Source organism: Mammaliicoccus sp. Q-M61 (genome assembly GCF_022386055.1).
GTDB lineage: Bacteria > Bacillota > Bacilli > Staphylococcales > Staphylococcaceae > Mammaliicoccus > Mammaliicoccus sciuri_A.
In genome coordinates this window covers 32,235-57,247 of the sequence record NZ_JAJNJL010000003.1, presented here as the reverse complement: position 1 = coordinate 57,247, position 25,013 = coordinate 32,235, and the positions used below count along the sequence as shown (strand labels likewise).

Genomic DNA, 25,013 nt, shown 5'->3' with positions numbered 1-25,013 from the left:
TAAATCATAACGCATACGTTCATTAGAACCATCTCTTCTTCTTGAAGACGATTAACATAATAATTGCTATAACGGCCATAATAACAAGAACAATATAATACCCATCATGCCATTCGAGTTCTGGCATATTCGTAAAGTTCATCCCGTAAATACCTGCAATTAAAGTTAAAGGCATAAACACAACAGAATAAATGGTTAATATTTTCATTATATTGTTCATCTTGAATGAGTTCAAAGAAATATAATTATCTCGTATATCACTCGTCATTTCTCGTGACGAATCTACCATTTCCATTTGTTTCATAAGGTGGTCATTAATATGCGTAATATATAGAAATTGTTGTTCATTAAGATGCAACACTTTACCTTCACGCATTCTATATACTAAATCCTTCATAGGTTGAACAGTTCTTTTAATAATCAACAATTCTTGTCTTAAATCAAATGTGTCATCGATTAACGTCTTAGTTGTAATATCTAAATTATGACGATCTTCGAAATTAAACACCTTGTCTTCAATGTCATAAATAAACGGAAAATAGTTGTCTACTATATCATCTAGAATATGTAATAGTATATCTTTAGGTTCATTTATTTCGATTGTTTCATTAAATAACTTTCTTTTGATCGTATCGATTTCTTCATAACGTTCTCTATGGAATGTCACAATAAAATCATCACCAATAAATATATCCACTTCTTCAGATTCTAAAGTCTTTAGATCCAATGCATGGAATACAATAAATTGATAATCATCATATTGTTTAAACTTCGGTCTTTGTTGTACTTGCGTTGCGTCTTCTACTGATAAAGGATGAAAATTAAAATAATCAACTAATATTTCAGATTCTTCTTTAGTTGGTTCATTTAAATCAACCCATATCCATTTTTTCTCTTCTGAAATATCTTTAGGTGAATTGGTTTCTTTTATTTCATCTTTTAAATTGACATAATAAGTTTTAATCATCTTTTTCACACCATTTTTCGCTTTACTTTATTTCATATTATACAACTAAAAAAGCAGTGAGCAAATATACTCACTACTAAAAATAAATTATGAAAATACTACTGTCTTATTACCATTTACGATAACTTTATGTTCACAATGCCATTGCACCGCTCTCGCTAATACTTGAGATTCAACATGCCTACCTGTATGTTTCATATCTTGTGCAGTATATCTATGATTAACTCTTACAACATCCTGCTCAATAATTGGTCCTGCATCTAAGTCTTCAGTCACATAATGACTCGTCGCCCCAATTAATTTAACACCTCTTGTATAGGCTTGTTTATAAGGGTTCGCACCAATAAATGACGGTAAGAATGAATGGTGAATGTTAATAATTTTCAAGTGATGTCTTTCAACAAATACTGGTGATAATATTTGCATGTATTTCGCAAGTACTAGTAAATCAACATTGTAGCTTTCACAAATGCTTGTAATTTCATCTTCACTTTCACGCTTTGTTTCTTTTGTTACGCTAACATGATGAAAAGGAATGCCCATATCTTCAACAAATTTGCGATTATTCTCGTGATTACTAATGACGCAACTGATTTCAATCGGAAATTCTTGTCGATTCGCACGTAACATAATTTCACTTAACGCATGGTCTTCTTTAGACACAAGTAACGCTGTTTTCACTTTTTCTTCAGCATCAAAGATTTGAAAATTAATCTTTCTATTTGTCAGTTCATTCTCTAAAAGTGATTTAACTTCATCGTTTTTATCAAATTCTATACGTAAATATAAATGATTTTCTTCTTCTTGAATGTCTGTATAGTGATCTAAATGAAATATATTTGAATTTGTATCTTTTATAATAGTGGATATTAATGATGTAATGCCAATTTCATCTTTACAATCAGCCAATAAAATATAATGCTTACTCATGTGCCTCATCCTTTGATTAATTTTGGAAATATTCTTACAATATCAACTATTATAAAATTTAATTTAAAAGAAAACAATAAATTACATCATCAGTTTCAAATGTAAACGTATTCATTTATTATTTTTCCCAATACATGAATTGGTCTAGTTGTAATGATGCTAACGTCTCACGAATTAATCTTTTGCGATCATAGTAATTAAGACCATGTGATTTGAGTTTTGTAATCTTTCCTTCTTGAACATATTCACCTTTATACAAATTTTTATTCTTCGATACTTTAATGGTCGACTTAGCACCTTCTTTAGGAGAAATAAATAATGGATCAAATATTTTATAAACTAAGTTCCCAAATGTTTGATTATATTTTGTTTTTCCTAAATTAGTTGAAACAGCACCTGGATGCACTGCCGTAACATGTAAGCCATCTTTTGAAAATTTTTCATGTAATTCTTGCATAAAATATAAAGTCGCAAGCTTAGATCTTCCATAAGACTTAATCGGATTAAATCTTAATGGATACTTAAAGTTTCGTCTTCCAAGATGTGCAAATAAATATGCGCCAGATGATACGATAATAATTTGTTTGTCATGACTATTCATAATTGAACCAAATAATATATGCGTTAGCATAAAGTGTCCTAAATAGTTCGTACCAAACATTAATTCGTAACCATCTACAGTTTTTTGTCTTGTTAATGACATGACGCCTGCATTATTGATGAGACAGTCGACATAAGGATATCGTTCTAAAACAAGTGTCGCAGCTTTCATAACATTTGCTAAATCTGATAAATTACACTTAATAACATCTACTGTAATATGTTGATGTTCCGCTTCTAAAAGCTTTTTTAAGTCATTACCTTTTTCAACATTTCTACATAACAAAATAATAATGTCATAATCGTGTGCTAATTCAATAACGGTTGATTTTCCTATTCCTGAAGTTGGTCCAGTGATTGCTAGAATTCTATTCGACATTGTTTATCTCCTTATTTTTATTGCTTTTTCACATAATTTTGATGTACATAAATCAGTTCTTTAGCCATTTCTTTAATGACTTCAGTAGAAATAAGTTGATCTTCAGCATGGGACAATAACAAATTTAAAGGAACCGGCTCACCTGAAGCTTCTGCTTGAATCAGATCCTTATGCACTTTATGTCCTTCAACTAAAAATTGATTGCCTTCAGAAACTAAGTTCTCAGCTGTTTCAAAATTGCCTTCTTTTGCTTCTTGAATTGCTTGCATATAATTACTTTTTGCCATTCCTACATTTGTAATAATTTGAAAGGCAATTTGTTCATATTTTTCCATATTCTCACCTTATTCCATTAATCTTTCAGCATGTTTCAATACGCCTTCTCCATCCATCATGCCATATTGTTGCATATCAATTACATCTACTGGTACTTTTCCATTTGCTACTTTTTCTACTTGTGCTTTTTGAAATCTTACTTGTGGTCCTAGTAGAATAACATCTACTTCATCAACTTTTGTTTCTGCTTCTGATAAGGCTAATGCCTCTACTTCGTATTCTTTACCTTCTTTATTTGCAGTATCTTGCATTTTTTTAACTAACATACTTGTAGACATACCCGCTGAGCAAACTAATAATATTTTTTTCATGTTAATCTTTCTCCTTTATATTAAATTTAAAATGTGCCCAAGGTTTTAAATAGTTGAGCAGTGGTAAATCATGTGGCTCAATTCTGCCAATAACATTGACTTTTCCAGTATTGAGCATCGGCTTTAATGCAATTTGTAATTCACCTTTATATTGACCATATTCTTCATTGTCTATTAATATGTCACCACGTTTAATGGCAACTGTATGATGTGCTGGAAATGATTCATTTTTATACTTCACACGACTTTGTGTTGAACGAATCATATACTCACTCACATCACCTCTATAAAAATGTGGCTCTTCGATTGCAATTTTCTTCTCTAAGTCAGATATTTCATCAAATAATTTTGCATCAAATGTAATAGGTTCATTTATCAAACGACTCAAAATCTCTAATTCTGCTTCTGAAGGGTAACAATTGCTGATGATGACATCATCTATCAACCCAGTAGCCCATAAATGTTGTGCTTGGGTTGTAACTGGTAAACCTCTATGATCTTCTAAAGTAGGCAAACCTTCTGTAACTGGCCATGGTCCAAAGTCAGCTACTTTACTTGAAACAAATGCTGCTGTTCTTAACCCATATTTTTTGAATTTTTTACTACCTTCTAAAAAGAATGCCTCGGATATCCCTGCATATCGATGCGGATAAAAATTATGGCATCCTACTAAACAAGCGCGATTCGGCTCAAAATCCATCACATTATCAATATAATGATTCATCACACTCATATTCAGTTCAATCTTTATGCCATAAGGATTATAAGTCATATCACTTGTTTCTTTCGCACCTATCCCTTCATCAAGTCTTATACCGTCTACACCTAAATCATTGAAAAAAGATAAATCATTTGGTTCGATGCCGAGTACTTTGAATGTGCGAGGTGCCACATCTATAAAAATTTCAAAGTTTAAATTTTTAGCATAACGAATCGTTTTTTCAATGACTGGTAACAATGTCGCTTTATTTTCATCGGTAAGTTGCAATAAATTTGTAAATATTCTCGTAAAACCGTATTGATGGGCTTTTTCGATATATTGAATATCTTCATTTTCATTTGATTTTCCTGGATATAAAGAAATTCCTAACCGTTTCATCAAACTTCACTTCCATTCACAATATATTTCTTTTTTTATAATTTTGAATATTTTATCTATTTAGTTTATACTATAACAAAATTGAAGCGCTTACAAACGAAGGGGGATTTTTTTATGAATAACTTTGCGACATGGATAGAAGGCAAACTTTCAGGTCCAATGACCAAGCTTTCTAACCAGCGTCATTTACTCGCCATTCGTGACGGGGTTATTTCAGCACTTCCATTTATTATATTCGGCTCATTCTTCCTAATATTTGCGACACCACCGTTACCAGAGTCGTGGGCAATTACTCAGTGGGCAACAGAACACGCTGAGCAAATTTTAATTCCATATAGAATGACGATGTTTATCATGAGTTTGTATATTGTGTTTGGTATAGGTTACAATCTCGCCAAATCCTATGACTTAGATCCATTGTCAGCAGCACAACTTTCCACTGCTGCATTCTTATTAACAATCGCACCAACTATGGATAAAAAATTAGGTTTCGTATTACCAATGACCAATTTAGGGGGTCACGGACTATTTGTTGCAATGTTTGTTGCGATATTCTCAGTAGAAATATATCGATTATGTAAAAATAAAAATATTACGATCAAGATGCCACCTCAAGTACCGCCATCAGTAAGTCGCTCATTTGAATCTTTAATCCCAGTAGTTTTTGTACTCGGTGCAATGAGTATCATTACAGTAGTATTCCAACTTGATTTACATACACTCGTTGATAAAATCGTAGGTCCGCTTGTCTTTGCAGGTGATACATTGCCTGGTGTACTAGTACCTGTATTCTTAACAACTTTCTTCTGGGCATTTGGTATTCATGGTATGTCAATTGTCGGGACAATCGAGCGTCCTCTATGGGAAGTTTATTTAGCTAAAAATGCAGAAGCACATGCTGCCGGTGAACCATTACCGCATATAGCACCAGAAACATTTTTCCAATGGTTTGTTTGGATAGGTGGCGCAGGTGCTACATTAGGACTTGTCATTTGTATATTATTGTTTGCAAAATCTCAGTTCTTAAAGAAATTCGGTAAAGCTGTATCAATACCATCATTATTTAATATTAATGAACCAGTAATATTTGGATTACCAATTGTATTAAATCCAATCATGGTTATACCATTTATTATCATTCCATTAGTATTAACCGTCATAACCTACTTAGCAACATTATTTGGACTCGTAAATGCCACAAGCGTAATGGCACCATGGACATTACCAGCTCCAATCGGTGCATATTTAGCAACAGGTGGCGATTGGCGAGCAATCGTACTCGTACTATTTAATATCGCCGTTTCAGTCATTATCTATTTCCCATTCTTCAAAATGTACGACCGTAAAATGGTCTTAGAAGAAAGCGGCGAATCAAAAGAACAAATCGAACAAGATATGAAAGAAGGCAAATAGTAAGAAAAGAGGAACCCTCAGGGACACAGTTTCATTTGTCCCTGAGGGTTTTTATTTTTGGTATGTAGGGAATGTCTTGGCTTAAGTTAGGTATTAAGCCATGACTTGGGCTATCTCTTGGCTTAAGTTAGACATTAAACTAAGACTTGGGACATCTCTTGGCTTAAGTTAGACATTAAGCTACGACTTGGACTATCTCTTGGCTTTATTCAGTAGTTAAGCTATGACTTGGATGATCTCTTGGCTTAAGTTAGACATTAAGCCATGACTTGGTTGTTCTCTTGGCTTAAGTTAGTAGTTAAGCTAAGACTTGATTGATCTCTTGGCTTTATTCAGTAGTTAAGCTATGACTTCGGCTATCTCTTGGCTTTATTTGGACATTAAGCTAAGACTTGGACGATCTCTTGGCTTAAGTTAGTAGTTAAGCTATGACTTGGGCTATCTCTTGGCTTAAGTTAGACGTTAAGCCATGACTTGATTGATCTCTTGGCTTAAGTTGGACATTAAGCTAAGACTTGGGACATCTCTTGGCTTTATTCAGTAGTTAAGCTACGACTTGGGACATCTCTTGGCTTTATTCAATAGTTAAGCTAAGACTTGGACGATCTCTTGGCTTAAGTTAGGCGTTAAGCCATGACTTGGGCTATCTCTTGGCTTAAGTTGGTAGTTAAGCTATGACTTGGGGCATCTCTTGGCTTTATTCAGTAGTTAAGCTATGACTTGGGTGATTTCTTGGCTTAAGTTAGACATTAAGCCATGACTTAGGGGATTTCTTGGCTTAAGTTAGTAGTTAAGCTAAGACTTGGACGATCTCTTGGCTTAATTTAGTAGTTAAGCTATGACTTGGACTATCTCTTGGCTTTATTCAGTAGTTAAGCTATGACTTAGGCTATCTCTTGGCTTTATTCAGTAGTTAAGCTATGACTTCGGCTATCTCTTGGCTTTATTCAGTAGTTAAGCTATGACTTAGGCTATCTCTTGGCTTTATTCAGTAGTTAATCTAAGACTTAGGACATCTCTGTTAGCATTCCTAATTTTCATTCAATACAATGTTATGTATTATACTAGTTTAAGAATTTTTATGATAAATCAAATATTCATCAAGATAAGGCACTTCAATAACTTTCGACCAATTTAATATGGACCCAATAAAATCATTAATGTCTAATCCAGGCATATCATATGTATTTTCATCATTTACTGTTCCGCATGCATCTTCAACTACATGAACTTTAAGCCCTAATTCAAAAGCTGAAATTGCTGTAAAAAGGACACAATATTCAATGTTAAATCCGACTATAACTAATTCAGTTACTTTATATTCATCTAATAAGATTTTTAAAGGAGTATTAAAAAATGCACTAGGTGTATCTTTTTTAATAAGAATATCACTTAAATTATTTATATCATTATCTAATTCTCCACAATCATCATGTTTTATTATGAAAATAGGTAAATTATCATTTTTGAATAACTCACTTATAGCTAATATTTTACTTTTAATATCACATCCATTCTCACCTTTTAAAAACTTTTTATGTACATCTATTATCAATAAGCCTTTCATATATTTCACCTCAACAGATTCAAAAATAATTTATTTTATCTATTTAGCTATTTTTAACTTATATTATCATTTGAGGAAAATAATTACAATTTACATTCTGTACATTATTAAAGTCGTGAGTTTATTCCATCTTTAACTCACATCTTTCTTAATCTCGTGGGTTTATTACTTCTTTAACTCACATGTTTTGCGATCTCGTGAGTTTACTACCTCTTTAACTCACATCTTTCCGCACCCATACCCCATACCCAACAAGCCTCCACACCTAAAACAAACTTCCACTCCCCATACTCCTCATTCCAAATAAAAAAGCCTGATACAGCTATTGAACTGTACCAGGCTTTCCCTACTATATTAAATAATAATATCAATAAAGAACCAGATAATCATGACTACCATAATCAATGCTTTTGCTATTGAACTTGTTAAGAAACCAAGTAATGATCCTACGCTTGCATTTGTTGCAGCTGCAATATCACCTTTTTGAATGATTTCTGTTACAAATACTAATACAAATGGAACGATTATAATTCCAAATGGAGGAAATACGAAACAACCGATGATGACACCGACTGCTGCCATTGTTTCTCCTAATTTAGAACCTCCAAATTTCTTAACGAAATAACTATTCATAATGATATCTGACAAGATCATAAATATTGTAAATACAATCATTACTACCCAAAATACCCAAGACAATTTGCTTGAATCAATTGCAAAGTGATAAATGAAATACCCAACCCATATAAATAATACGGATGGAATTATAGGTTTCACTAATCCTATAAATGCAATTACAAACATTAAGATAATTAATATCCAACTTATTGCTGTCATTTTTATATCTCCTAACTTACTTTAGTTTCGTTATGTGTCGTATGTTCTACTGTGAAAATAAGTAATACAAATGCTACTGCTATTGATAAACTTGAAACAAAGAATACATTTCCTAGTCCAACGAGATCACTCATAATACCACCTAATAAATTTCCACCTAACTGACCGATGACCATTGCATTGGCAAATAATGTTGATGCGTATCCTGGAAATTCTGGTAAAATATCTTGAAAATAACTAATACCTAAACCGAGTAAAATAGCTAAGAAGAATGCTAATGCGAGTTGTCCTATCAACATTGCGACGAAACTATCAAACACCCCGATGCTAAAGTAATAACCGAATCCAAAAATAGATCCAACCATTAATAATGTTTTTGTTTTGAACTTACTTGCAATAATACCAAGTATAATCATAAACGGAACTTCTAAGCCCGCACATAAACTTGCTAAATAGCCGACATGTGATTCATTATCTTTAAGATATTCTGTTACATATAATGGCATATTCAGCGTGTACATCCACTGACCGACATGTAACAAAATGAATGCTAGAAATGGTATTAATAATGTCGGTTCTTTCATTAAGTTTGGTGCTTTCTTTTCAGTAAAATTACCGATAGCATTTTTAATAACTTTCTTCGGTTCTTTATAAAATATAATTAATAATACTAAAACTGTTAAAAATAGTGCCACCGTTCCACCAAACAATCCATCATATCCAAAAGCACTTAACAATACAGTCCCAATTAAAGGACCAAATAAAAATCCTAATGAAAATGTAGAACGTAGAACTGTATTAGCAAATATACTTCTATCTTTATAAGCTGATTCATTAATTGATTCACGTGCTGAGGCATACATTTGAGGCATTGCTGGTGCAGCTAGACCTTGGAACATTGCGTAAAGTGCGATGAACACCCAAATAGTATGTATGTAGAAATAAATGGAGAAACATAATGCACCCATAATAAGTGCGGTAATGATAAGATATTTACGATTAATTTTGCCACTATCTGAAAATCTAGCAACAATAGAGTTTACTGTAAATGATGCCCCTGCTGCAAGCGCCATTAACAACCCATATTGTCCTTTCGTCATGCCTAAATGTTGCGTCGCATACAACACTAGGAATGGAACAGTAATCGCAACTGCCATACCAAGTAAACCCATATTTGCGGTAAAGAGTTTATAATTTTTTATTTGAAATAATTTCAAAAACATGAATTCACAACTTCCTATATTTTATTATATGCTTGTACTTTAAAGCTTATCCTCTGTTACGTCAATGCTTTATTGCTATAATTCACATTAACCGGTAAAATCATTATTAAATATTGTAAAAAGGAGTCATTCTAGTGGATTACAAAGTAGATTATATATCAGTCGGAAAAATTGCCAATATCACATTTAGCGATCAAAAATCAAAAAAGACTGCCATTTTCAAAGAACCTTTTAAAGATAAGATGTACTTAACACATACAGGCTTTGTTGAAGACGAACAGCAATACAAAGGACACGGTGGCCCTGAAAAAGCACTCTGCTTTTACAGCAAAGATAATTACGCATATTGGGAAGACATTATTGATTTGTTACCGAAGTATGCAATTTTCGGAGAGAATATAACCGTTTCAGGTTTGACAGAAGAAGATTTAAACATTGGTGATACATACGAACTTGGTGAAGCGATCATTCAAGTTTCATGTCCAAGACAACCTTGCGCTACAATCGCACAACGTTATGGCATTAAAGATTTAGTTAAACGCATGGCTGATAGTTATCGAACAGGCTGTTACTTCAGAGTATTAAAAGAAGGATATGTTTCACAGAATGACAATATGAGATTAATTGAACAAACTGAGCCAAAATTATCGATTTATGAATTGAACGAAACACGATTTAAAGATAGTAAAAATCTACAGCGTATCGACAATATTTTAAATCATGACGCGATTAATGATGAAACCCGCGAAATATTTATGAAGTTGAGAAAACGTCTGTCATAAAAATCAATATAACGAAAGCAGAAAAGAAATCCGTAAAGATTTCTTTTCTGCTTATTTTTTACCTATTTCAAGCTGATTAATATAGTTCTTTAAGACTTCTATGAATGATTTCACTTGTGGTAATTGTAATACGTTATGTTCATAACATATATATGTAGACCTTGTCAGTGGTTTACGCATGACATTCAATTTCTTGATTTCAAATTTATCTGTATCGATATCACCTATAACGAGTTCAGGTAAGACCGTTACACCTACTCCATTTAATAGCAATGCTTTACATGTAGCAATTTGATCGACTTTAATGAGTGCATGATATTCTTGTTGTAAATAATCTGAATACCACTCTTCTATTTGTTTTAAGTAAATTGGTTCTGCTTGAAACTCGATCATTGGTAAAAGGTGTAGATCTTGTTTTCTATTTTTAGGATATATAAAGTAATGCTGCTCATTAAGTAGAAGATCATTTTGAACATTCATGACTTCGTTTCCTCTTACAACCATGATGTGAAAGTCATTCTGATATTGTTTAATGTGTTCACTTGAACCGATTTGTAATTGTATATCCACATTAGGATATAAGTGCGTGTATTCTCCTAATACTTGCGGGAGAATAGTCTGTCCGATTAATGAAGATACACCTATTGAAATGCTACCATTTACTTCGCCTATTTTAGAACTGATTTTATCTAATAATAAACGTTCTTCTTTTAACATTTTTCGAGCGTGTTCAATTACAAGTGAACCTTCATTTGTTGTTATCAATTGCTTCTTTGTTCTTATAAAAATATCTATACCGAAAAAGTTTTCAATTGTTTTCAACCTTTGACTCACTGCCGGCTGAGATATATAGAGAATGTCTGCTGCTTTCCTTAATGTCTTTACGTCTTCTAATGTTACCAGTAACTTATAATCGTCTACTTTCAATTGACACACACTCCTTACTTTCATTATATTATAACACGATTTGCCTACACGACCACGCCTACAACTTTAGACCGAAATATAAATTTTTTTATTTCATAAATTGAAAGTCGATTCATAATTCGTTATAGTTGAGCATGTACATTAAATAGGAAGGATCATATCATGCTTATTATAGAAATTATTAAATATGTTTTTCTTGGGTTACTTCAAGGTATAACTGAACCAATTCCGGTTTCTTCAAGTGGACACCTTGTGATGGCACAAGAATTTTTAGGATTACATACGGACGGTTTAACATTTGAAATTGTTGTGAATACCGCTTCATTAATTGCCGTGCTTATCTTATTTAGAAAAGATATTATCACGCTTATTGTTGATACACTTAAATATATTAAAGGTGACCGTACCGAATCGATTAAGAAAAATTTCCAACTTGCGATGTACTTAGTCATTGCAACGATTCCTGCAGGTGTTCTAGGTATAATCTTTAAAGATATTATTGGGGATACTAAAAGTGTGATTATGGTAGGTATCATGCTTATCGTCACTGGTATCGCATTGTGGTTTATTAAGAATAAACGTGGTCAAAAACTTGAAAAAGATTTGTCTCTTAAAGATGCTATTATCGTCGGTCTATTTCAAGCAGTTGCTTTAGTACCTGGACTAAGTAGAAGTGGTGCAACGATTGTTGGTGCATTAGGTGTAGGTATGAACCAAAAAACAGCATTTAAATTCTCATTCTTACTATATATTCCTGTAAGTTTGGGTACAGCTTTACTTGGTATTAAAGATATTGTTGAAACTCCACCCGATACATCATTGATGATTTCATATGTATTTGCATTTATTGCATCTCTTGTAGCAAGTTATTTCTCACTTAAATGGTTACAAGGCATTATGGAACGTGGTCAATTAGGTATCTTTAGTAAATATTGTTTCATCGTAGGTCCATTAGCAATCATACTTGCGCTAATCTTCCTATAATAAAAAAACGGGGAATTCCATCTTTAAAGGGATTCCTCGTTTTTATATAGAAATATGCCATAACATTGTAGTTCAATCACTTCGCATTCATAATTTCGTGAAAACAATATCTGATTTTCTTTTCAATTCCTTTGAAATCCGTCTCTAATTTAAACATAATTTCATGAGCTGTAACATATGCCTTATGGAATTGGGCTTTGGATATTTTCTTCTCTTTGAGCATTCTTTCTAAATCATCTTCATCAACAAGTTCATATTCACCCGACTTCGGTATCACTAATACATCAAGACATAAATCTAATGTTCTAGCATTGCCAAGTTGTGTGATATTCCTCAAATTCACATCAAAATAGTATTGTACTGGTTTATTCTGTTTATCGTACATTACAGTGATACTATATGGCTTCTTTTCAGGTAAGATTTGCATCCACTTATATCCATTATCCGCAACTGTAATTTCCCTGCCGACCACATTTACTTGTAAAGGCTCTTTTACTTGTACCATTGTTACTAATCCAACTAGCCCTTTAAAATGATTGGTGTCCAATACAACTTCTTTATATTCGCGATTAAGGAGACGTCGCCAATGACGTTTGTCAATATACTTAACTTTCATAAGTTACCAACTCCTTTTTTACATTATATAAAAAACCATGTCTAATTCAAAGCATTCAATATAGAATTTCATAAATTAAATTACTATTCTAAAAAAACACTACAAGAAACTTCACTGTTTCTTGTAGTGTTTAAACAATTAAACATTAATATATAATTTAAAAATACAAAATGAAATTATATTTTTATATCTAGGAGTTCTTACTATTCTTTTGATAAATAATGAGATTTACCTTTCAAGAATAAACTTAAAATTAAAGCAATCACACTGAATAATGTTGCAATCCAGAATGCATCGTTAATACCTTGAACTGTTGCAAGTTTATTGAAGTAAGTAAATAGTGCAGTTGTACCTGCTTCTTGACCGCCAACAGAATCTGATAAAGCTTTAATTTGTTCTTGGATCATAGGATTTGTTGAATCCATATTATCTGACATATTTGCTAAATGTGATGTCGTATTTTGAGTCATTACTGTAACAAGAATGGCTGTACCGATTGACCCTGCTAATTGTCTTACCGTATTACTAATTGCATTACCATGCGGAATTAATCGTTGTGGTAATGAATTCATACCTGCTGTCATAATTGGCATCATGATGAAACTCATACCAAATGAACGGACAATATAAATAACAAGTATTGTTGTATATGGCGTATCCATATTTAACTGTGTCAATTCCCAAGTAGCAAATGTCATAATTGTTAAACCAATTAAAGCGAGTGGTTTAATACCAAATGAGTCTAACATTTTACCAGCTATAGGACCCATGAAGCCCATTATAAGTGAACCTGGTAATAGTAATAACCCTGAATCTAGTGGTGTGAAACCACGTAAATTCTGTAGATAGATTGGTAATAAGATCATACCACCGAATAAACTCATTGTTACGATAACGTTAATGATCGTAGTCAATGTAAAGCCTGAATATTTTAATGCTGACATATCAAGCATTGGATTTTTCATTCTGACTTCACGAATAACAAATAATGCTGTGAAGATTACACCGATAATCAATGATAATAAAACTGTTAATGAAGTCCAACCATCGTTACCCGCTTCACTAAATCCATAAAGCAATAATCCAAATCCTAAAGTACTATAGATAATACCTTGAACGTCTGGTTTTGGATTAGAAGTTTTTTGATAAATTCTAAACCAGAAGAAACTAATAAATATTGCAACTAAACCAATTGCAAACATACCATAGAACATGACATTCCAATGATAGTTTTGTACGATCCAACCTGATAATGTCGGTCCGATTGCTGGTGCAAGAATAAATGCAATACCTAAAGTACCCATTGCCGCACCACGTTTTTCTGGTGGGAATATTGTCATAAATACATTTGAACCTAATGGCATTAACACACCTGCACCAACTGCTTGGATAACACGACCTGTCATCATCATTGGGAAGTTAAATGATAAAGCACATATAATTGATCCAACTGTAAACAACGTCATTGCTATAAGAAATAGTCTTCTGTATGAATATTTACTTATTAGAAATGCACTTATTGGTATTAAGATACCATTCACTAACATAAATCCTGTCATTAACCATTGTCCTGTAGACGCTGAAATACTGAACTCATTGTTAATAACCGGTAAAGCAACATTTAATAATGTTTGGTTTAAAATAGCTATAAACATACCAAACATCATCGCAACTAAAATTTTGTTTCTTGAAATACCTTTGCCATATACGAAATTGACATGATTTTTCTTAATTTGTTCATTAATTGGTTCGTCTTCGTTTAATTCCATACCACGATCAGATAATTCAGTATGCTCATGTGATTCACCTGATTCTTTATCATGCTCTTCAGAAGACATTTTGTTAGAAGTCGTTTCGTTCATCTCTGAGTCAGATGACTTATGTTCAGCTTCCATTTTTTCAATATGTGAACGTTCTGGTTGATGATTGATATTATCATCTTTTGATTTCAATTGTGTTTCTTTGTTCTCTGTTGTTTCATCAGTTACTTGCTTAGAAACTGATTTACTTTTTTTGCGTTTTAAAACAAATGCATTAATTCCAATCCATAATAGGATTGCTACAATTATATAAGCCACCGTAAAGGTTGATGTCATAATACACCCTCCTTAATTCTTGTGGATTCGAACTTCAACATTCATTCCTGGAACAACATTTGTTGATGGCTTAGAATCAAATGTGATTTTCACTGGAACAACTTGTGTCACCTTTGTATAGTTTCCATTACTATTTGATGAAGGCATCAATGAGAAACTTGATGCAGTTGCTAATCCAACTTGAGACACTTTACCTTTAACACTAGCTTCTTGTCCGTCGATATACACGTCAACAGCTTGTCCTTTTTCAACATCTTCTACATCTGTATCGTCAATGTTTGCTGTTACATATAAATCATCAAAGTTATATGCATATGCGATTGGTGATCCAGCTTGAACTAAACTGTTTTCTGTTGCAGAAGTTTTTACGATTGTACTTTTAGATGGTGCTTTAATGTCCATTTCTTGAGACTGTCCATCTTCACCTTTACCAGCTACTTCTCCGATTTTGTCGCCTTTGTCATAAGTTTTACCTTCTTTAGCGTCGAAGCTTGTTAAGTTACCTGATACTGGGCTAGCAATTTTGATTTGCTCACCGTCAACTTTTGCATTTTCTGTTTTTACATAATCTGTTGCTTCACTATAATAATGGAATCCTACTAGGCCGATAGCCACTAAAATTATTATAGTGATAACATTTACAAGCACTATTTTTTTCATTACTTTATTTCCTCCAAATTTCAATGATTTATTCATTATACGGCTCTGGAATCATGATTTAAACCAACAAATTAAATAAGTTTGTCGGGTTAAGATGGCGGAAAAATCAGATAATTATTCATAATATCTACATATTTAAATGGTATATGAATGTATCTTTGAACGGCTTTTTGTTAAAATATTAGGTATGTATTTATTCGAGGTGACCTATGAAAAAACATGCGAGACAACTAATCATAAGTAATATGGTTTACTTATTAGAACATTATCATTTTGATGAAATCACAATAAAAATGTTATGTGCAGAATGTGGTATCAATCGTTCAACATTTTACGCACATTTTAAAGATAAATATGAAACGTATGAAGAAATCAAACAATTTCATATGACGAACTATGAAACATTAATGGATAATATAGAACAATCTATCCTTGAAAACCCTGATAAAAGAAGAAAGTATGTTAAACAGTACTTTACAAATGTCTTTTATTACATATCAAGACATCAGAGATTTTTCACAAGTGTCTTCGTTGTCCATCCAGAAAAAGAACTCATCATCAGCTTTATCAAACTCATTAAACTAAGATTTGAAAAATTGATTACACGAATAGGTACACTTCAAGACGTCAATTTCTTCCTTGACTATACAGTCGGCGGACAAATCGCTACCATTTATAGTTGGCTAAAAAACGGATGTGTAGAAAAACCAGAAAAAATGGCAGATATTATGTATCGGAATATTATTAAGATTAATAGATAATGGCACGATATCTCTCTGTCTTCGTGCGGTACACCATTATTTTGTACCCTAGCGCACGATATCTCCGAGTCTTCGTGCGGTATACCCTTATTTTATGCCCTAGCGCACGATATCTCTCAGTCTTCGTGCGTTATACCCTTATTTTGTGCCCTAGCGCACGATATCTCCGAGTCTTCGTGCGTTACGCCCTTATTTTGTACCCTAGCGCACGATATCTCCGAGTCTTCGTGCGTTACTCCCTAATATTCAGTCTCATCCAAAAAAAGACATTCACCTTCACGATGAATGTCTTTTTTATATACTGTTAAAAACTTGATAAACCTGTACTTTCTTGAATTCTGTATAATACTTTTTTCCATAGTGCTTCGTCTTTGAATTCATCATATTGTGCAGTCATATCGTGTTCACTATTATTCCAAGATTGTTTAAAGTTATTGGATAATTTTTTAAAGGCTGCATCATTTTGTTTACCTTTAATGATAATATCTGATTCTAAATTATAGTCTCCAATATTTCTTCTTGTTAAATTGGATGAACCTAATATCATCGTGGCACGATTGTTTTCATTTTGCTCAAACAACATATATTTAGAATGATATTGTTCGCCATTTGAACGAGCCCATCTTACTTTAATGCTTCCTTTTGAGCGATTGATCAATTCACTTGCAACCGGCTTATTCGGTACGCCTGGCTTTTCTTTACCAAATGCTTCTTTATTAATATCAAGTATAAGTTTGATATCCACATTTCTTTTAGAAGCTTTAATCAATTCGTCAATCACATCTCTGTCTGAAAGATAAAACATACCTATTGAAATATGGTCTTTAGATTGTGCTTTTTTAATATTTTGAATGACTTGATCTTTAATTTTACCTTCAGTCGCTAATTGCACACTATACTTGGCGTTATCATTCCAGCTATTGTTTTTAATTTTGAAATCACTTGGTGAGTATCGACCCCCACTCATATTCGCAACTGCAATTTCTGATTTAATAATTGCATTTTGGATTGGACCTGATACTCTGACACCAACATTTTGATGATAGCCACTTGGATCATGTGGATTACTAGATAAGATCATGCCATGTTTTTCTGTAACTAAAGTCTTTCTATGATTTGCTTTCATATTTAAAATATTCAAATAGCCTCTAACTGTAACGTCTGGTGCTTCAGGGCTTAATGGATTACTTAACTTACCATTTTCACTATTACCAAACCATTGGAAAAATGTACGATACATACCTGAATAAATCGGATTAGAATCTCTTAATTCATTAAGATTTGTGTAGTAGACGTCTATATTATTGGCTTTTAGAGCCTTAATATTGTCTGGCGTGTATGAACCGTAGAATGAATTAATTGGATCTGTAATCACAATAATTCTCATATCTGGGTTTTCTTTTTTCTTATCAATTAATGATTGTGTAAGACGTTGAGATATTTTTGGATAAGTCTTGTCTCCCGTTTGATAATGATTAAATAAGAACATATCCATAATAATAAAATCATCCGCTTCTTTAATCGTCTCATTTACTTTATCAAATATTTCTTGATTGTACTGCATCTTATTCCCGTTTTTATAAGTGACATCTGTTAATAGTTCCACATGGTCTGTCATCGTTTCTGAACTCACTTTTGAAACGCCATGTGGTAAAGGTTTAAACACATGATAAATACTCATAGCTATCACAATTCCAATAATCAATAAAAGGAATCCATAAATATATTTCTTTTTATTTTTACGCTTTGATTTATCATTTTTCTTTTTTCTTTTTACAGACTGACTTTTCTTTTTGATATTTTTCTTTTTATTAGCCAAGTGTTTAATCCCCTCCTTTTTATTTATTATATCAAAACTAAATTGACATCGATGTATTACTTTGGTATTTTTAATTAATATTGAATTTTTCAGAATTTTTAGAGTATATAAACAGGAGTGAAGCAAATTGACAGAACAATTAAGACCTTTCCGTGCTGACCATGTAGGTAGTTTACTAAGAACTGAGCCTTTAAAGAAAGCTCGTCAACAATTTTCAGAAGGTACGATTACACAAGAAGATTTAAAGAAAGTTGAAGATCAAGAAATCGATAAGATTATTGAAAAACAATTAGAAGTCGGATTGAAAAGTATTACAGACGGTGAATTCAGACGTTCTTATTGGCACTTTGATTTCTTAGAAAATTTAACAGGCGTAGAAGATTATGAACCAGAAATTGGTTTAACATTTAATGGCGTAGAGACTAAAAAACATGACGTAAGAGTTGTAGGAAAAGTCCAATACAACCCAGATCACCCTCACTTCGCACATTTTGATTATTTACATAAGCAAGTAAACGGAAGAGCTGTAAGTAAAGTATCTATACCGAGCCCAAACCAGTTATTCCATCCAAACATATTAAACCATGCAATCTATCCAGATATTTATGAATATGCGAAAGATGTTTCAGAAGCTTATCGTCAATCTATTCTTAAATTTTATGAATTAGGTTGTCGCTATTTACAAATTGACGATGTATATTGGGCTGGATTAGCAGCAACAAAACAATTAATTAAAAATAGAGAGCGTTCTGAAGAAGAAAAAGCAGAAGCTATCAAACTAGCAGCAAAAGTTGTCAATGATGCATTAGCTGATTTACCAGAAGACTTATTGATTACAACTCATATTTGTCGTGGTAACTATCAATCATCATGGGCAATTACGGGTGGTTATGAACCAATTGCGAAAGAACTATTCACTGAAAAGCTACAAGGCTTCTTCTTAGAATACGATGACAATCGTTCAGGAGACTTTGAGCCATTAAGACACTTTGATAGAAACGATGCATATATTGTATTAGGTTTATTCACATCAAAAACTGGTGAACTTGAAGACAAACAAAATATTCTTGATCGTTTAGACGAAGCAACAAAATACGTTTCAAAAGATCAATTATGCTTAAGCCCTCAATGTGGTTTCGCTTCAACAGAAGAAGGTAACATCTTATCTGAAGATGAGCAATGGCGTAAATTATCTTATGTCATCGAAACTGCTAAAGAAGTATACGGAGAACTATAATTCCACAAAAAAATCCCAATCCGACTCATTCGGATTGGGATTTTTTTATATTAAACTTTAAATTGTTTCGAAAGCATATTTTTCAATTACTTCTTGATGCTGTGGATACTGTTCAATTAATTGAGCCTGTGTAAACAGTTCAAATTTTTCAAACTGGAATCCTGGTGCACACATACATCCTACAAGTGCATAGTCATTGTCACCTTCAACAGTTGAAGCAAATATCACGCCTTTTGGTACGAGCGCTTGTAATACATCTCCCTCTTCAACATTTGGACCGACTTTAACTTTTTCATAATGTCCATCCGGATAAATCATATGCACAGTCAATGTTTGTCCTGCATGATAATACCATACCTCATCAGATTCTATTCTATGAAAATGCGAAATATTATTTTTTTCTAATAGAAAATAAATACTTGTATATAACGCGTTGCCATCATTTAAAGCATGTTCTGATTTAATCGTTTCATGATAGAAACCACCTTCAGGATGTGGTATTAAATTGAGTGCGCTTATCCATTTCTCTTTATTCATCTAAACACTCCATTACAAGTCAACATTGTGGAATACTTGTTGCACGTCTTCTAAATCCTCAATTGCATCGACTAATTTTTCAAACGTTTGTAAATCTTCTTCTGATAATGTTACTTCTGATTGAGCTAACATTGAAAGTTCAGCAACGTCAAAATCTTCTACGCCATTTGCTTTAAGCACATTTTGAACTTGTGCAAATTGATCTGGTTCTGCGTATACAATTGTTAAATCTTCTTCTTCGATAACATCTCTCACATCTAAATCTTCTTCTAATAATAGTTCGAAAACTTCATCAGCAGATTTACCTTTAAATGCGAATACAGCTGTATGGTTAAACATGTAAGCAACTGAGCCTGATACACCCATATTACCGCCATTTTTACCGAATGCTGCACGTACATCACTTGCTGTACGGTTTACGTTATTTGTTAATGCATCAACTATTAGCATTGAACCACTTGGACCGAAACCTTCATATCTTAATTCATCAAAGTTTTCTTCTGATCCGCCTTTAGCTTTTTCAATTGCTCTATCTATAATATGTTTAGGAACAGAATAAGTTTTAGCTTTTTCTAATACAAATTTAAGATTTTGGTTTGATTCTGGATCAGGTTCACCTGATTTAGCAGCTACATATATTTCTCTACCAAATTTAGCATAGATTCTACTTGTATTTTTGTCTTTTTGGGCTTTTTTATCCTTAATATTATTCCATTTACGTCCCATATTTCCATCTCTCTTTCAAGTGAGTTATTTAACATACTTATTATACAATAATGATTACATCTGGCAAAGTTTACAAATCAAAAAATGTCTGAGACACGATGATTGCCTCAGACTTGTTATGTTTAATCTTTTAAAATACTTGCGAGTCTTAAAATGTGCATGATGATGTTGAGTAAATTAATAAACAAATTAAAGCCCATCTCTCTAGGAGAGAAGTTCCCTAGTTTCATACGGTTAAAATCATACACAGTATAAAGTAGAAACAGTCCAATACCTATTACAGATAACACTGTATGGAAAATAGGATTATGGATGAATATACCTAATAAGCTTGCGAAGATTAATGCGATTAATGTTACAAATAAATATTTTCCTAAACCTGAGGCATCATCAATCATAAAGTAACCGAGTATACCAAAAGCAGCAAATGCACCAATTGCTAAGGCAATATTGCCATAAAACGCTTGTGTACCTAATGTACCTAAATAATACATAAAGGCCGTATATGAAATCACGCCGATAAAGAATGCATATATATTTGAAATTAAACCGCCAAATTTTCTAGACGATTTTACAAATAATGAAATCATAATGAGTACAAACAATCCAATTGTAATTGGTAAATGTAATGCAGGTGGTACGAATTGACCTACATATGTCCCAACTCCAAAGATTACCCAATAATATAAGAAGTATAGCCATGTTTTTCTAATGGCTGAACCATGAGTATCTGTATGTTGATAAGATGCATATTGGTTATCATAATTCATCTTTAATCATTCCTTTTTATAACGTAATACCAACATTTTACATGCTATTTCTCTATATATCAAACGTCATGTCTTCTATAATTTGTAACATTCATCATACATACATAAATTACCATATTCCATATAGATACGCTCACAACGGTTTTAGCACACTTCAATTAATGTAAAAAAGTAAAAATTAATTATTGTGTTTTTATTACAAAGTGATTACATCAGGTACATACAATATTATTTTTGTTACCATTACGTGTATAGAAGAAAGTTCATTTTAGTATTCTGTTTTTATATATTATATATACCTAAGGAGGATAAGCCTTTGAAAAAATTTGCATTCGCAGTAACAGCTGTTTCTGGTGTTGCAGCTATAGCAGCTCATAACGACGCCGAAGCTTCAACTCAACATACTGTAAAAAATGGTGAATCTTTATGGATGATTGCAGACCAATATGGTGTATCTGTTAATCAACTGAAATCAAGTAACAATATTTCAGGAAATATGATTTTCCCAGGGCAAGTCATTACTGTAAACGGAAGTAGTTCAACGGGAGGAAGCGGTTCTCAAGAAACAGCAACTTCAGGATCTACATACACAGTTAAAAGCGGTGACTCATTAGCAGTAATCGCACAACAAAACGGTGTTACAGTTGACCAACTAATGAAATCAAATAATTTACAAGGTTATATTATCTATCCTGGTCAAACTTTAAAAATTGCTGGTGGAAGCGGTAGTGATACTACAACTACTCCTTCAAATAACACACAACCTACTCAAACAGGTGGCAATAAATCATTCAATGACCAAAACTTATATGACTGGGGTCAATGTACATATTACGTATTTGATCGCAGAGCACAAGCTGGTAGTTCAATCAGCACATACTGGGGAGATGCTAAATATTGGGCAGGCGCAGCACAAGCTGACGGTTTCCGAGTAGACGGTACTCCTGAAGTAGGTTCAATTATGCAAACTACAGCTGGACAATATGGTCACGTATCATATGTAGAATCTATTAACGCAGACGGAAGTCTATTAATTTCAGAAATGAACTATAATACGCCTCCAGGTGTTAAAGATTACAGAACAGTCCCAGCATCACAAGTATATAACTATTCATATATTCATTAATAAAAAAACCAGTTCAGAAGACGAACTGGTTTTTTCTATGCAGAAAATTAGTGTGTGGTAGTTTTTATTATCTGGGCGCTAACTATCATTATTCTGAATTGTGGTAATTAGAATGCTCTAACTTCCATTATTCTGAATTCTGGTAATTAGAATGCGCTAACTTCCATTATTTCGAATTGTGGTAATTAGAGTCGGCTAACGTCCATTATTCCTAATTCTGGTAATTAGAGTGCTGTAACTTCCATTATTTCGAATTGTGGTAATTAGAATGCTGTAACTTCCATTATTCCGAATTATGGTAGTTAGAATGCTCTAACTTCCATTATTTCGAATTCTGGTAATTAGAATCCGCTAACTTCCATTATTTCGAATTCTGGTAATTATACGGGCAATTCTTACGGACATTTCTCGGAATTCTGTCCCTAACGACACCTCTTACGGACATTTCTCAGAATTATGTCCTTAACAACACCTCTTACGGACATTTCTCAGAATTCTGTCCCTAACTCAGAACATCTCCCCACAAAAAATTCACCTATCACTAAATTTCTCCTCCTCCTTCTCATTTTTCCCATACAAAAAAACATCCAACGTTACTGAGTTGGATGTTTTGATGATTGATTATACGAATAAAGCACAAATATGATAAATGATGAAAGAAAGGATAATTGATACTGGTAAAGTTATAATCCAAGTAATAATCATTCTTTGTGCTGTTGTCCATTTAACACCTTTAACACGTTGTGATGAACCTACACCTAAAATAGATGAAGATACTACGTGTGTTGTTGATACTGGTAAGTGAATGAATGTAGCACCGAAAATAACGAATGCTGATGATAAGTCAGCTGCTACACCGTTAGCTGGACGGATTTTCATAATGTTTCCACCAACTGTTTTGATAATTTTCCATCCACCTACTGCAGTTCCAAGTCCCATTGCAGTAGCACAACTTATTTTAACCCATAATTCAATATCTGTTGTAGATTGCATATTAGCTGAAATAAGTGCCATTGTAATGATACCCATTGCTTTTTGAGCATCGTTTGTACCGTGTGAGAATGCTTGTAAAGCTGCTGTACCAATTTGGATAAATCTAAAGTTTCTATTTGTTCTTGTTAAATTATTATTTTTAAATACGACTTTGAAAATAGAATATACAATGAAACCAACGATAAACGCTAAAATTGGAGATGCAATTAAAGCTAATATAATTTTTGAAAATCCTTGGTAATGTAATATTCCAAATCCTGCAGAAGCAATAGCTGCACCTGCAATTGACCCTATTAATGCATGTGAAGATGAACTTGGAATCCCGAAATACCAAGTAATAAGATTCCACGCTATAGCAGAAATCAATGCTGCTAAAATAACGACTGAACCATTTTCTAACTTAAACGGATCGACAATATCTTTAGCAATTGTTTGTGCTACACCTGTTGCCATTAATGCCCCGACAAAGTTCATAACCGCTGCTAAAATAATTGCATGTCGTGGTTTAAGTGCTTTTGTAGATACTGCTGTAGCGATTGCATTGGCTGTATCATGGAAACCATTAATAAAGTCAAAAAGTAACGCACACACAACAATAGCTACGGTAATAATGAGTAAACTATCCATTTTTTAAAACTCCTTAGCTATTTTTCATAATAATTTGTTCTAATTTGTTTGCTACTAATTGACATTTATCTGCTACATCTTCAAGAGATTCATAAATATCTTTAATTTTTATTAATGTTACTGGATCTGTTTCACTGTTGAAAATATATTTAATTGATTGTCTTAAAATACCATCACAATTCGTTTCATATTCTTTAATGTTGATAGAATGTACACGAATGTGTGAGAATTTCTTCTCAGCTACTAACGTTACAGCGATTTCAATTTCTTTAATTGCTGCTTGTATATTTTTCACGAATTCTGCCATGTATTCATCTGAATAACTGATAGAGTACATTTCAAACATTGCTGAAGTTTCTTCCATTTCATCTAATACATCATCTAATGCATCACATAATTCTAAAATGTCTTCTCTTTCAATCGGTGTAATGAAAGTTTGATTTAAATCAGTAATCATTTGGTGCATAAGATCATCACCATTAGACTCATAGGCTTTAATTTTATCTGAATAAGCTTTTAAGTCGAAATCTGAATCAAAATCCATTTCTCCAAATTCAACTGATGCGCGACTTAAATTCTCAGCTATAGCTTCTAACTGAATACCAAACTTATCCTTTTTCTTATTAAACATTAGTAATCCTCCCAAAATTTACATCATAATTTATGTAATTACTCTTTCATTGTACTCTT

General features: G+C 32.7%; 25 protein-coding genes. 6 read left to right on the top strand and 19 right to left on the bottom strand.

Annotated elements, in window-relative coordinates:
- Positions 1-22: 22 nt before the first annotated feature.
- The 6 genes from corA to LQ677_RS05620 form a co-directional block, all read right to left on the bottom strand.
- On the bottom strand, positions 23-967 hold the full coding sequence (gene corA, locus LQ677_RS05645) for a magnesium/cobalt transporter CorA (protein WP_191835708.1): 945 nt from the start codon (positions 965-967) through the stop codon (positions 23-25).
- Positions 968-1,054: 87 nt separating this feature from the next.
- Positions 1,055-1,897, bottom strand: coding sequence for a formyltetrahydrofolate deformylase (gene purU / locus LQ677_RS05640; RefSeq protein WP_037589969.1), 843 nt, complete (start codon positions 1,895-1,897; stop codon positions 1,055-1,057).
- A 118-nt stretch (positions 1,898-2,015) separates the two neighbouring features.
- Complete coding sequence (locus LQ677_RS05635) at positions 2,016-2,876, bottom strand: SDR family NAD(P)-dependent oxidoreductase (protein WP_191835707.1); 861 nt, start codon at positions 2,874-2,876, stop codon at positions 2,016-2,018.
- A 17-nt stretch (positions 2,877-2,893) separates the two neighbouring features.
- Entirely contained in the window at positions 2,894-3,211 is a 318-nt protein-coding gene (locus LQ677_RS05630; protein WP_025904329.1) for a PTS sugar transporter subunit IIA, read from the bottom strand.
- A gap of 9 nt (positions 3,212-3,220) precedes the next feature.
- The gene (locus tag LQ677_RS05625; RefSeq protein ID WP_191835706.1) at positions 3,221-3,523 is read right to left on the bottom strand and encodes a PTS sugar transporter subunit IIB; all 303 of its coding nucleotides are present in this window, start codon (positions 3,521-3,523) and stop codon (positions 3,221-3,223) included.
- A gap of 1 nt (position 3,524) precedes the next feature.
- On the bottom strand, positions 3,525-4,622 hold the full coding sequence (locus tag LQ677_RS05620; protein ID WP_191835705.1) for a DUF871 domain-containing protein: 1,098 nt from the start codon (positions 4,620-4,622) through the stop codon (positions 3,525-3,527).
- Positions 4,623-4,736: 114 nt separating this feature from the next.
- On the opposite strand from LQ677_RS05620, the gene LQ677_RS05615 reads away from it, so the two are divergent.
- On the top strand, positions 4,737-6,035 hold the full coding sequence (locus tag LQ677_RS05615) for a PTS sugar transporter subunit IIC (protein WP_037589976.1): 1,299 nt from the start codon (positions 4,737-4,739) through the stop codon (positions 6,033-6,035).
- Between the two features lie 1,069 nt (positions 6,036-7,104).
- Here the strand turns inward: LQ677_RS05615 and LQ677_RS05610 are convergent.
- The 3 genes from LQ677_RS05610 to LQ677_RS05600 all read right to left on the bottom strand — a co-directional run bounded on the left by LQ677_RS05610 (position 7,105) and on the right by LQ677_RS05600 (position 9,662).
- Entirely contained in the window at positions 7,105-7,602 is a 498-nt protein-coding gene (locus tag LQ677_RS05610; RefSeq protein ID WP_239705359.1) for a cysteine hydrolase family protein, read from the bottom strand.
- Between the two features lie 354 nt (positions 7,603-7,956).
- Complete coding sequence (locus LQ677_RS05605) at positions 7,957-8,439, bottom strand: DUF456 domain-containing protein (protein ID WP_025907349.1); 483 nt, start codon at positions 8,437-8,439, stop codon at positions 7,957-7,959.
- 11 nt (positions 8,440-8,450) lie between these two features.
- Complete coding sequence (locus LQ677_RS05600; protein WP_025907351.1) at positions 8,451-9,662, bottom strand: sugar efflux transporter; 1,212 nt, start codon at positions 9,660-9,662, stop codon at positions 8,451-8,453.
- Between the two features lie 134 nt (positions 9,663-9,796).
- On the opposite strand from LQ677_RS05600, the gene LQ677_RS05595 reads away from it, so the two are divergent.
- Positions 9,797-10,444 carry an MOSC domain-containing protein gene (locus LQ677_RS05595; RefSeq protein WP_191836096.1) on the top strand — a complete coding sequence of 216 codons (648 nt, stop codon included), beginning with the start codon at positions 9,797-9,799 and terminating at the stop codon, positions 10,442-10,444.
- Between the two features lie 51 nt (positions 10,445-10,495).
- Here the strand turns inward: LQ677_RS05595 and LQ677_RS05590 are convergent, their stop codons facing one another.
- A complete protein-coding gene (locus tag LQ677_RS05590; protein ID WP_025907355.1) occupies positions 10,496-11,371 on the bottom strand; it encodes a LysR family transcriptional regulator in 876 nt (291 codons plus the stop codon).
- A gap of 162 nt (positions 11,372-11,533) precedes the next feature.
- On the opposite strand from LQ677_RS05590, the gene LQ677_RS05585 reads away from it, so the two are divergent.
- On the top strand, positions 11,534-12,355 hold the full coding sequence (locus tag LQ677_RS05585) for an undecaprenyl-diphosphate phosphatase (RefSeq protein WP_037589984.1): 822 nt from the start codon (positions 11,534-11,536) through the stop codon (positions 12,353-12,355).
- 76 nt (positions 12,356-12,431) lie between these two features.
- On the opposite strand, the gene LQ677_RS05580 is transcribed toward LQ677_RS05585, so the two are convergent.
- From LQ677_RS05580 to LQ677_RS05570, 3 genes are all read right to left on the bottom strand, one after another.
- Positions 12,432-12,971: a ribonuclease FAU-1 family protein gene (locus tag LQ677_RS05580; protein ID WP_025907360.1), complete on the bottom strand. Its 540-nt coding sequence runs from the start codon at positions 12,969-12,971 to the stop codon at positions 12,432-12,434.
- Positions 12,972-13,174: 203 nt separating this feature from the next.
- Complete coding sequence (locus LQ677_RS05575) at positions 13,175-15,067, bottom strand: DHA2 family efflux MFS transporter permease subunit (RefSeq protein ID WP_191836095.1); 1,893 nt, start codon at positions 15,065-15,067, stop codon at positions 13,175-13,177.
- A gap of 12 nt (positions 15,068-15,079) precedes the next feature.
- The gene (locus tag LQ677_RS05570; protein ID WP_037589989.1) at positions 15,080-15,727 is read right to left on the bottom strand and encodes an HlyD family secretion protein; all 648 of its coding nucleotides are present in this window, start codon (positions 15,725-15,727) and stop codon (positions 15,080-15,082) included.
- 209 nt (positions 15,728-15,936) lie between these two features.
- Between LQ677_RS05570 and LQ677_RS05565 the strand changes: the two genes are divergently transcribed.
- On the top strand, positions 15,937-16,488 hold the full coding sequence (locus tag LQ677_RS05565) for a TetR/AcrR family transcriptional regulator (protein WP_025907366.1): 552 nt from the start codon (positions 15,937-15,939) through the stop codon (positions 16,486-16,488).
- Between the two features lie 304 nt (positions 16,489-16,792).
- Here the strand turns inward: LQ677_RS05565 and LQ677_RS05560 are convergent, their stop codons facing one another.
- The gene (locus LQ677_RS05560) at positions 16,793-18,307 is read right to left on the bottom strand and encodes a phospholipase D family protein (protein WP_239748160.1); all 1,515 of its coding nucleotides are present in this window, start codon (positions 18,305-18,307) and stop codon (positions 16,793-16,795) included.
- A gap of 127 nt (positions 18,308-18,434) precedes the next feature.
- Here LQ677_RS05560 and LQ677_RS05555 point away from each other — a divergent pair, with 127 nt between their 5' ends.
- Positions 18,435-19,544, top strand: a complete 1,110-nt coding sequence (locus LQ677_RS05555; protein WP_239748159.1) for a 5-methyltetrahydropteroyltriglutamate--homocysteine S-methyltransferase — start codon at positions 18,435-18,437, stop codon at positions 19,542-19,544.
- Between the two features lie 57 nt (positions 19,545-19,601).
- Here the strand turns inward: LQ677_RS05555 and LQ677_RS05550 are convergent, their stop codons facing one another.
- The 3 genes from LQ677_RS05550 to LQ677_RS05540 form a co-directional block, all read right to left on the bottom strand.
- On the bottom strand, positions 19,602-20,081 hold the full coding sequence (locus LQ677_RS05550; protein ID WP_025907371.1) for a cupin domain-containing protein: 480 nt from the start codon (positions 20,079-20,081) through the stop codon (positions 19,602-19,604).
- Between the two features lie 12 nt (positions 20,082-20,093).
- Complete coding sequence (locus LQ677_RS05545; RefSeq protein ID WP_048541255.1) at positions 20,094-20,807, bottom strand: YebC/PmpR family DNA-binding transcriptional regulator; 714 nt, start codon at positions 20,805-20,807, stop codon at positions 20,094-20,096.
- 122 nt (positions 20,808-20,929) lie between these two features.
- Positions 20,930-21,577: a Bax inhibitor-1/YccA family protein gene (locus LQ677_RS05540; protein WP_037589997.1), complete on the bottom strand. Its 648-nt coding sequence runs from the start codon at positions 21,575-21,577 to the stop codon at positions 20,930-20,932.
- Positions 21,578-21,893: 316 nt separating this feature from the next.
- On the opposite strand from LQ677_RS05540, the gene LQ677_RS05535 reads away from it, so the two are divergent.
- Entirely contained in the window at positions 21,894-22,703 is an 810-nt protein-coding gene (locus LQ677_RS05535; RefSeq protein ID WP_204256948.1) for a LysM peptidoglycan-binding domain-containing protein, read from the top strand.
- A 621-nt stretch (positions 22,704-23,324) separates the two neighbouring features.
- On the opposite strand, the gene LQ677_RS05530 is transcribed toward LQ677_RS05535, so the two are convergent.
- The gene (locus LQ677_RS05530; protein ID WP_037590001.1) at positions 23,325-24,323 is read right to left on the bottom strand and encodes an inorganic phosphate transporter; all 999 of its coding nucleotides are present in this window, start codon (positions 24,321-24,323) and stop codon (positions 23,325-23,327) included.
- Between the two features lie 13 nt (positions 24,324-24,336).
- A complete protein-coding gene (locus tag LQ677_RS05525) occupies positions 24,337-24,954 on the bottom strand; it encodes a DUF47 domain-containing protein (RefSeq protein ID WP_037590003.1) in 618 nt (205 codons plus the stop codon).
- Positions 24,955-25,013: the final 59 nt, after the last annotated feature.

Bases quoted from the DNA above. Each gene is read 5' to 3' on its own strand.
- LQ677_RS05610 (WP_239705359.1), bottom strand. From the start codon at position 7,602: ATGAAAGGCTTATTGATAATAGATGTACATAAAAAGTTTTTAAAAGGT.
- LQ677_RS05620 (WP_191835705.1), bottom strand. From the start codon at position 4,622: ATGAAACGGTTAGGAATTTCTTTATATCCAGGAAAATCAAATGAAAAT.
- LQ677_RS05600 (WP_025907351.1), bottom strand. From the start codon at position 9,662: ATGTTTTTGAAATTATTTCAAATAAAAAATTATAAACTCTTTACCGCA.
- LQ677_RS05635 (WP_191835707.1), bottom strand. From the start codon at position 2,876: ATGTCGAATAGAATTCTAGCAATCACTGGACCAACTTCAGGAATAGGA.
- LQ677_RS05605 (WP_025907349.1), bottom strand. From the start codon at position 8,439: ATGACAGCAATAAGTTGGATATTAATTATCTTAATGTTTGTAATTGCA.
- LQ677_RS05525 (WP_037590003.1), bottom strand. From the start codon at position 24,954: ATGTTTAATAAGAAAAAGGATAAGTTTGGTATTCAGTTAGAAGCTATA.
- purU (WP_037589969.1), bottom strand. From the start codon at position 1,897: ATGAGTAAGCATTATATTTTATTGGCTGATTGTAAAGATGAAATTGGC.
- LQ677_RS05565 (WP_025907366.1), top strand. From the start codon at position 15,937: ATGAAAAAACATGCGAGACAACTAATCATAAGTAATATGGTTTACTTA.
- LQ677_RS05615 (WP_037589976.1), top strand. From the start codon at position 4,737: ATGAATAACTTTGCGACATGGATAGAAGGCAAACTTTCAGGTCCAATG.
- LQ677_RS05530 (WP_037590001.1), bottom strand. From the start codon at position 24,323: ATGGATAGTTTACTCATTATTACCGTAGCTATTGTTGTGTGTGCGTTA.
- LQ677_RS05585 (WP_037589984.1), top strand. From the start codon at position 11,534: ATGCTTATTATAGAAATTATTAAATATGTTTTTCTTGGGTTACTTCAA.
- LQ677_RS05540 (WP_037589997.1), bottom strand. From the start codon at position 21,577: ATGAATTATGATAACCAATATGCATCTTATCAACATACAGATACTCAT.
- corA (WP_191835708.1), bottom strand. From the start codon at position 967: ATGATTAAAACTTATTATGTCAATTTAAAAGATGAAATAAAAGAAACC.
- LQ677_RS05550 (WP_025907371.1), bottom strand. From the start codon at position 20,081: ATGAATAAAGAGAAATGGATAAGCGCACTCAATTTAATACCACATCCT.
- LQ677_RS05580 (WP_025907360.1), bottom strand. From the start codon at position 12,971: ATGAAAGTTAAGTATATTGACAAACGTCATTGGCGACGTCTCCTTAAT.
- LQ677_RS05545 (WP_048541255.1), bottom strand. From the start codon at position 20,807: ATGGGACGTAAATGGAATAATATTAAGGATAAAAAAGCCCAAAAAGAC.
- LQ677_RS05625 (WP_191835706.1), bottom strand. From the start codon at position 3,523: ATGAAAAAAATATTATTAGTTTGCTCAGCGGGTATGTCTACAAGTATG.
- LQ677_RS05570 (WP_037589989.1), bottom strand. From the start codon at position 15,727: ATGAAAAAAATAGTGCTTGTAAATGTTATCACTATAATAATTTTAGTG.
- LQ677_RS05630 (WP_025904329.1), bottom strand. From the start codon at position 3,211: ATGGAAAAATATGAACAAATTGCCTTTCAAATTATTACAAATGTAGGA.
- LQ677_RS05575 (WP_191836095.1), bottom strand. From the start codon at position 15,067: ATGACATCAACCTTTACGGTGGCTTATATAATTGTAGCAATCCTATTA.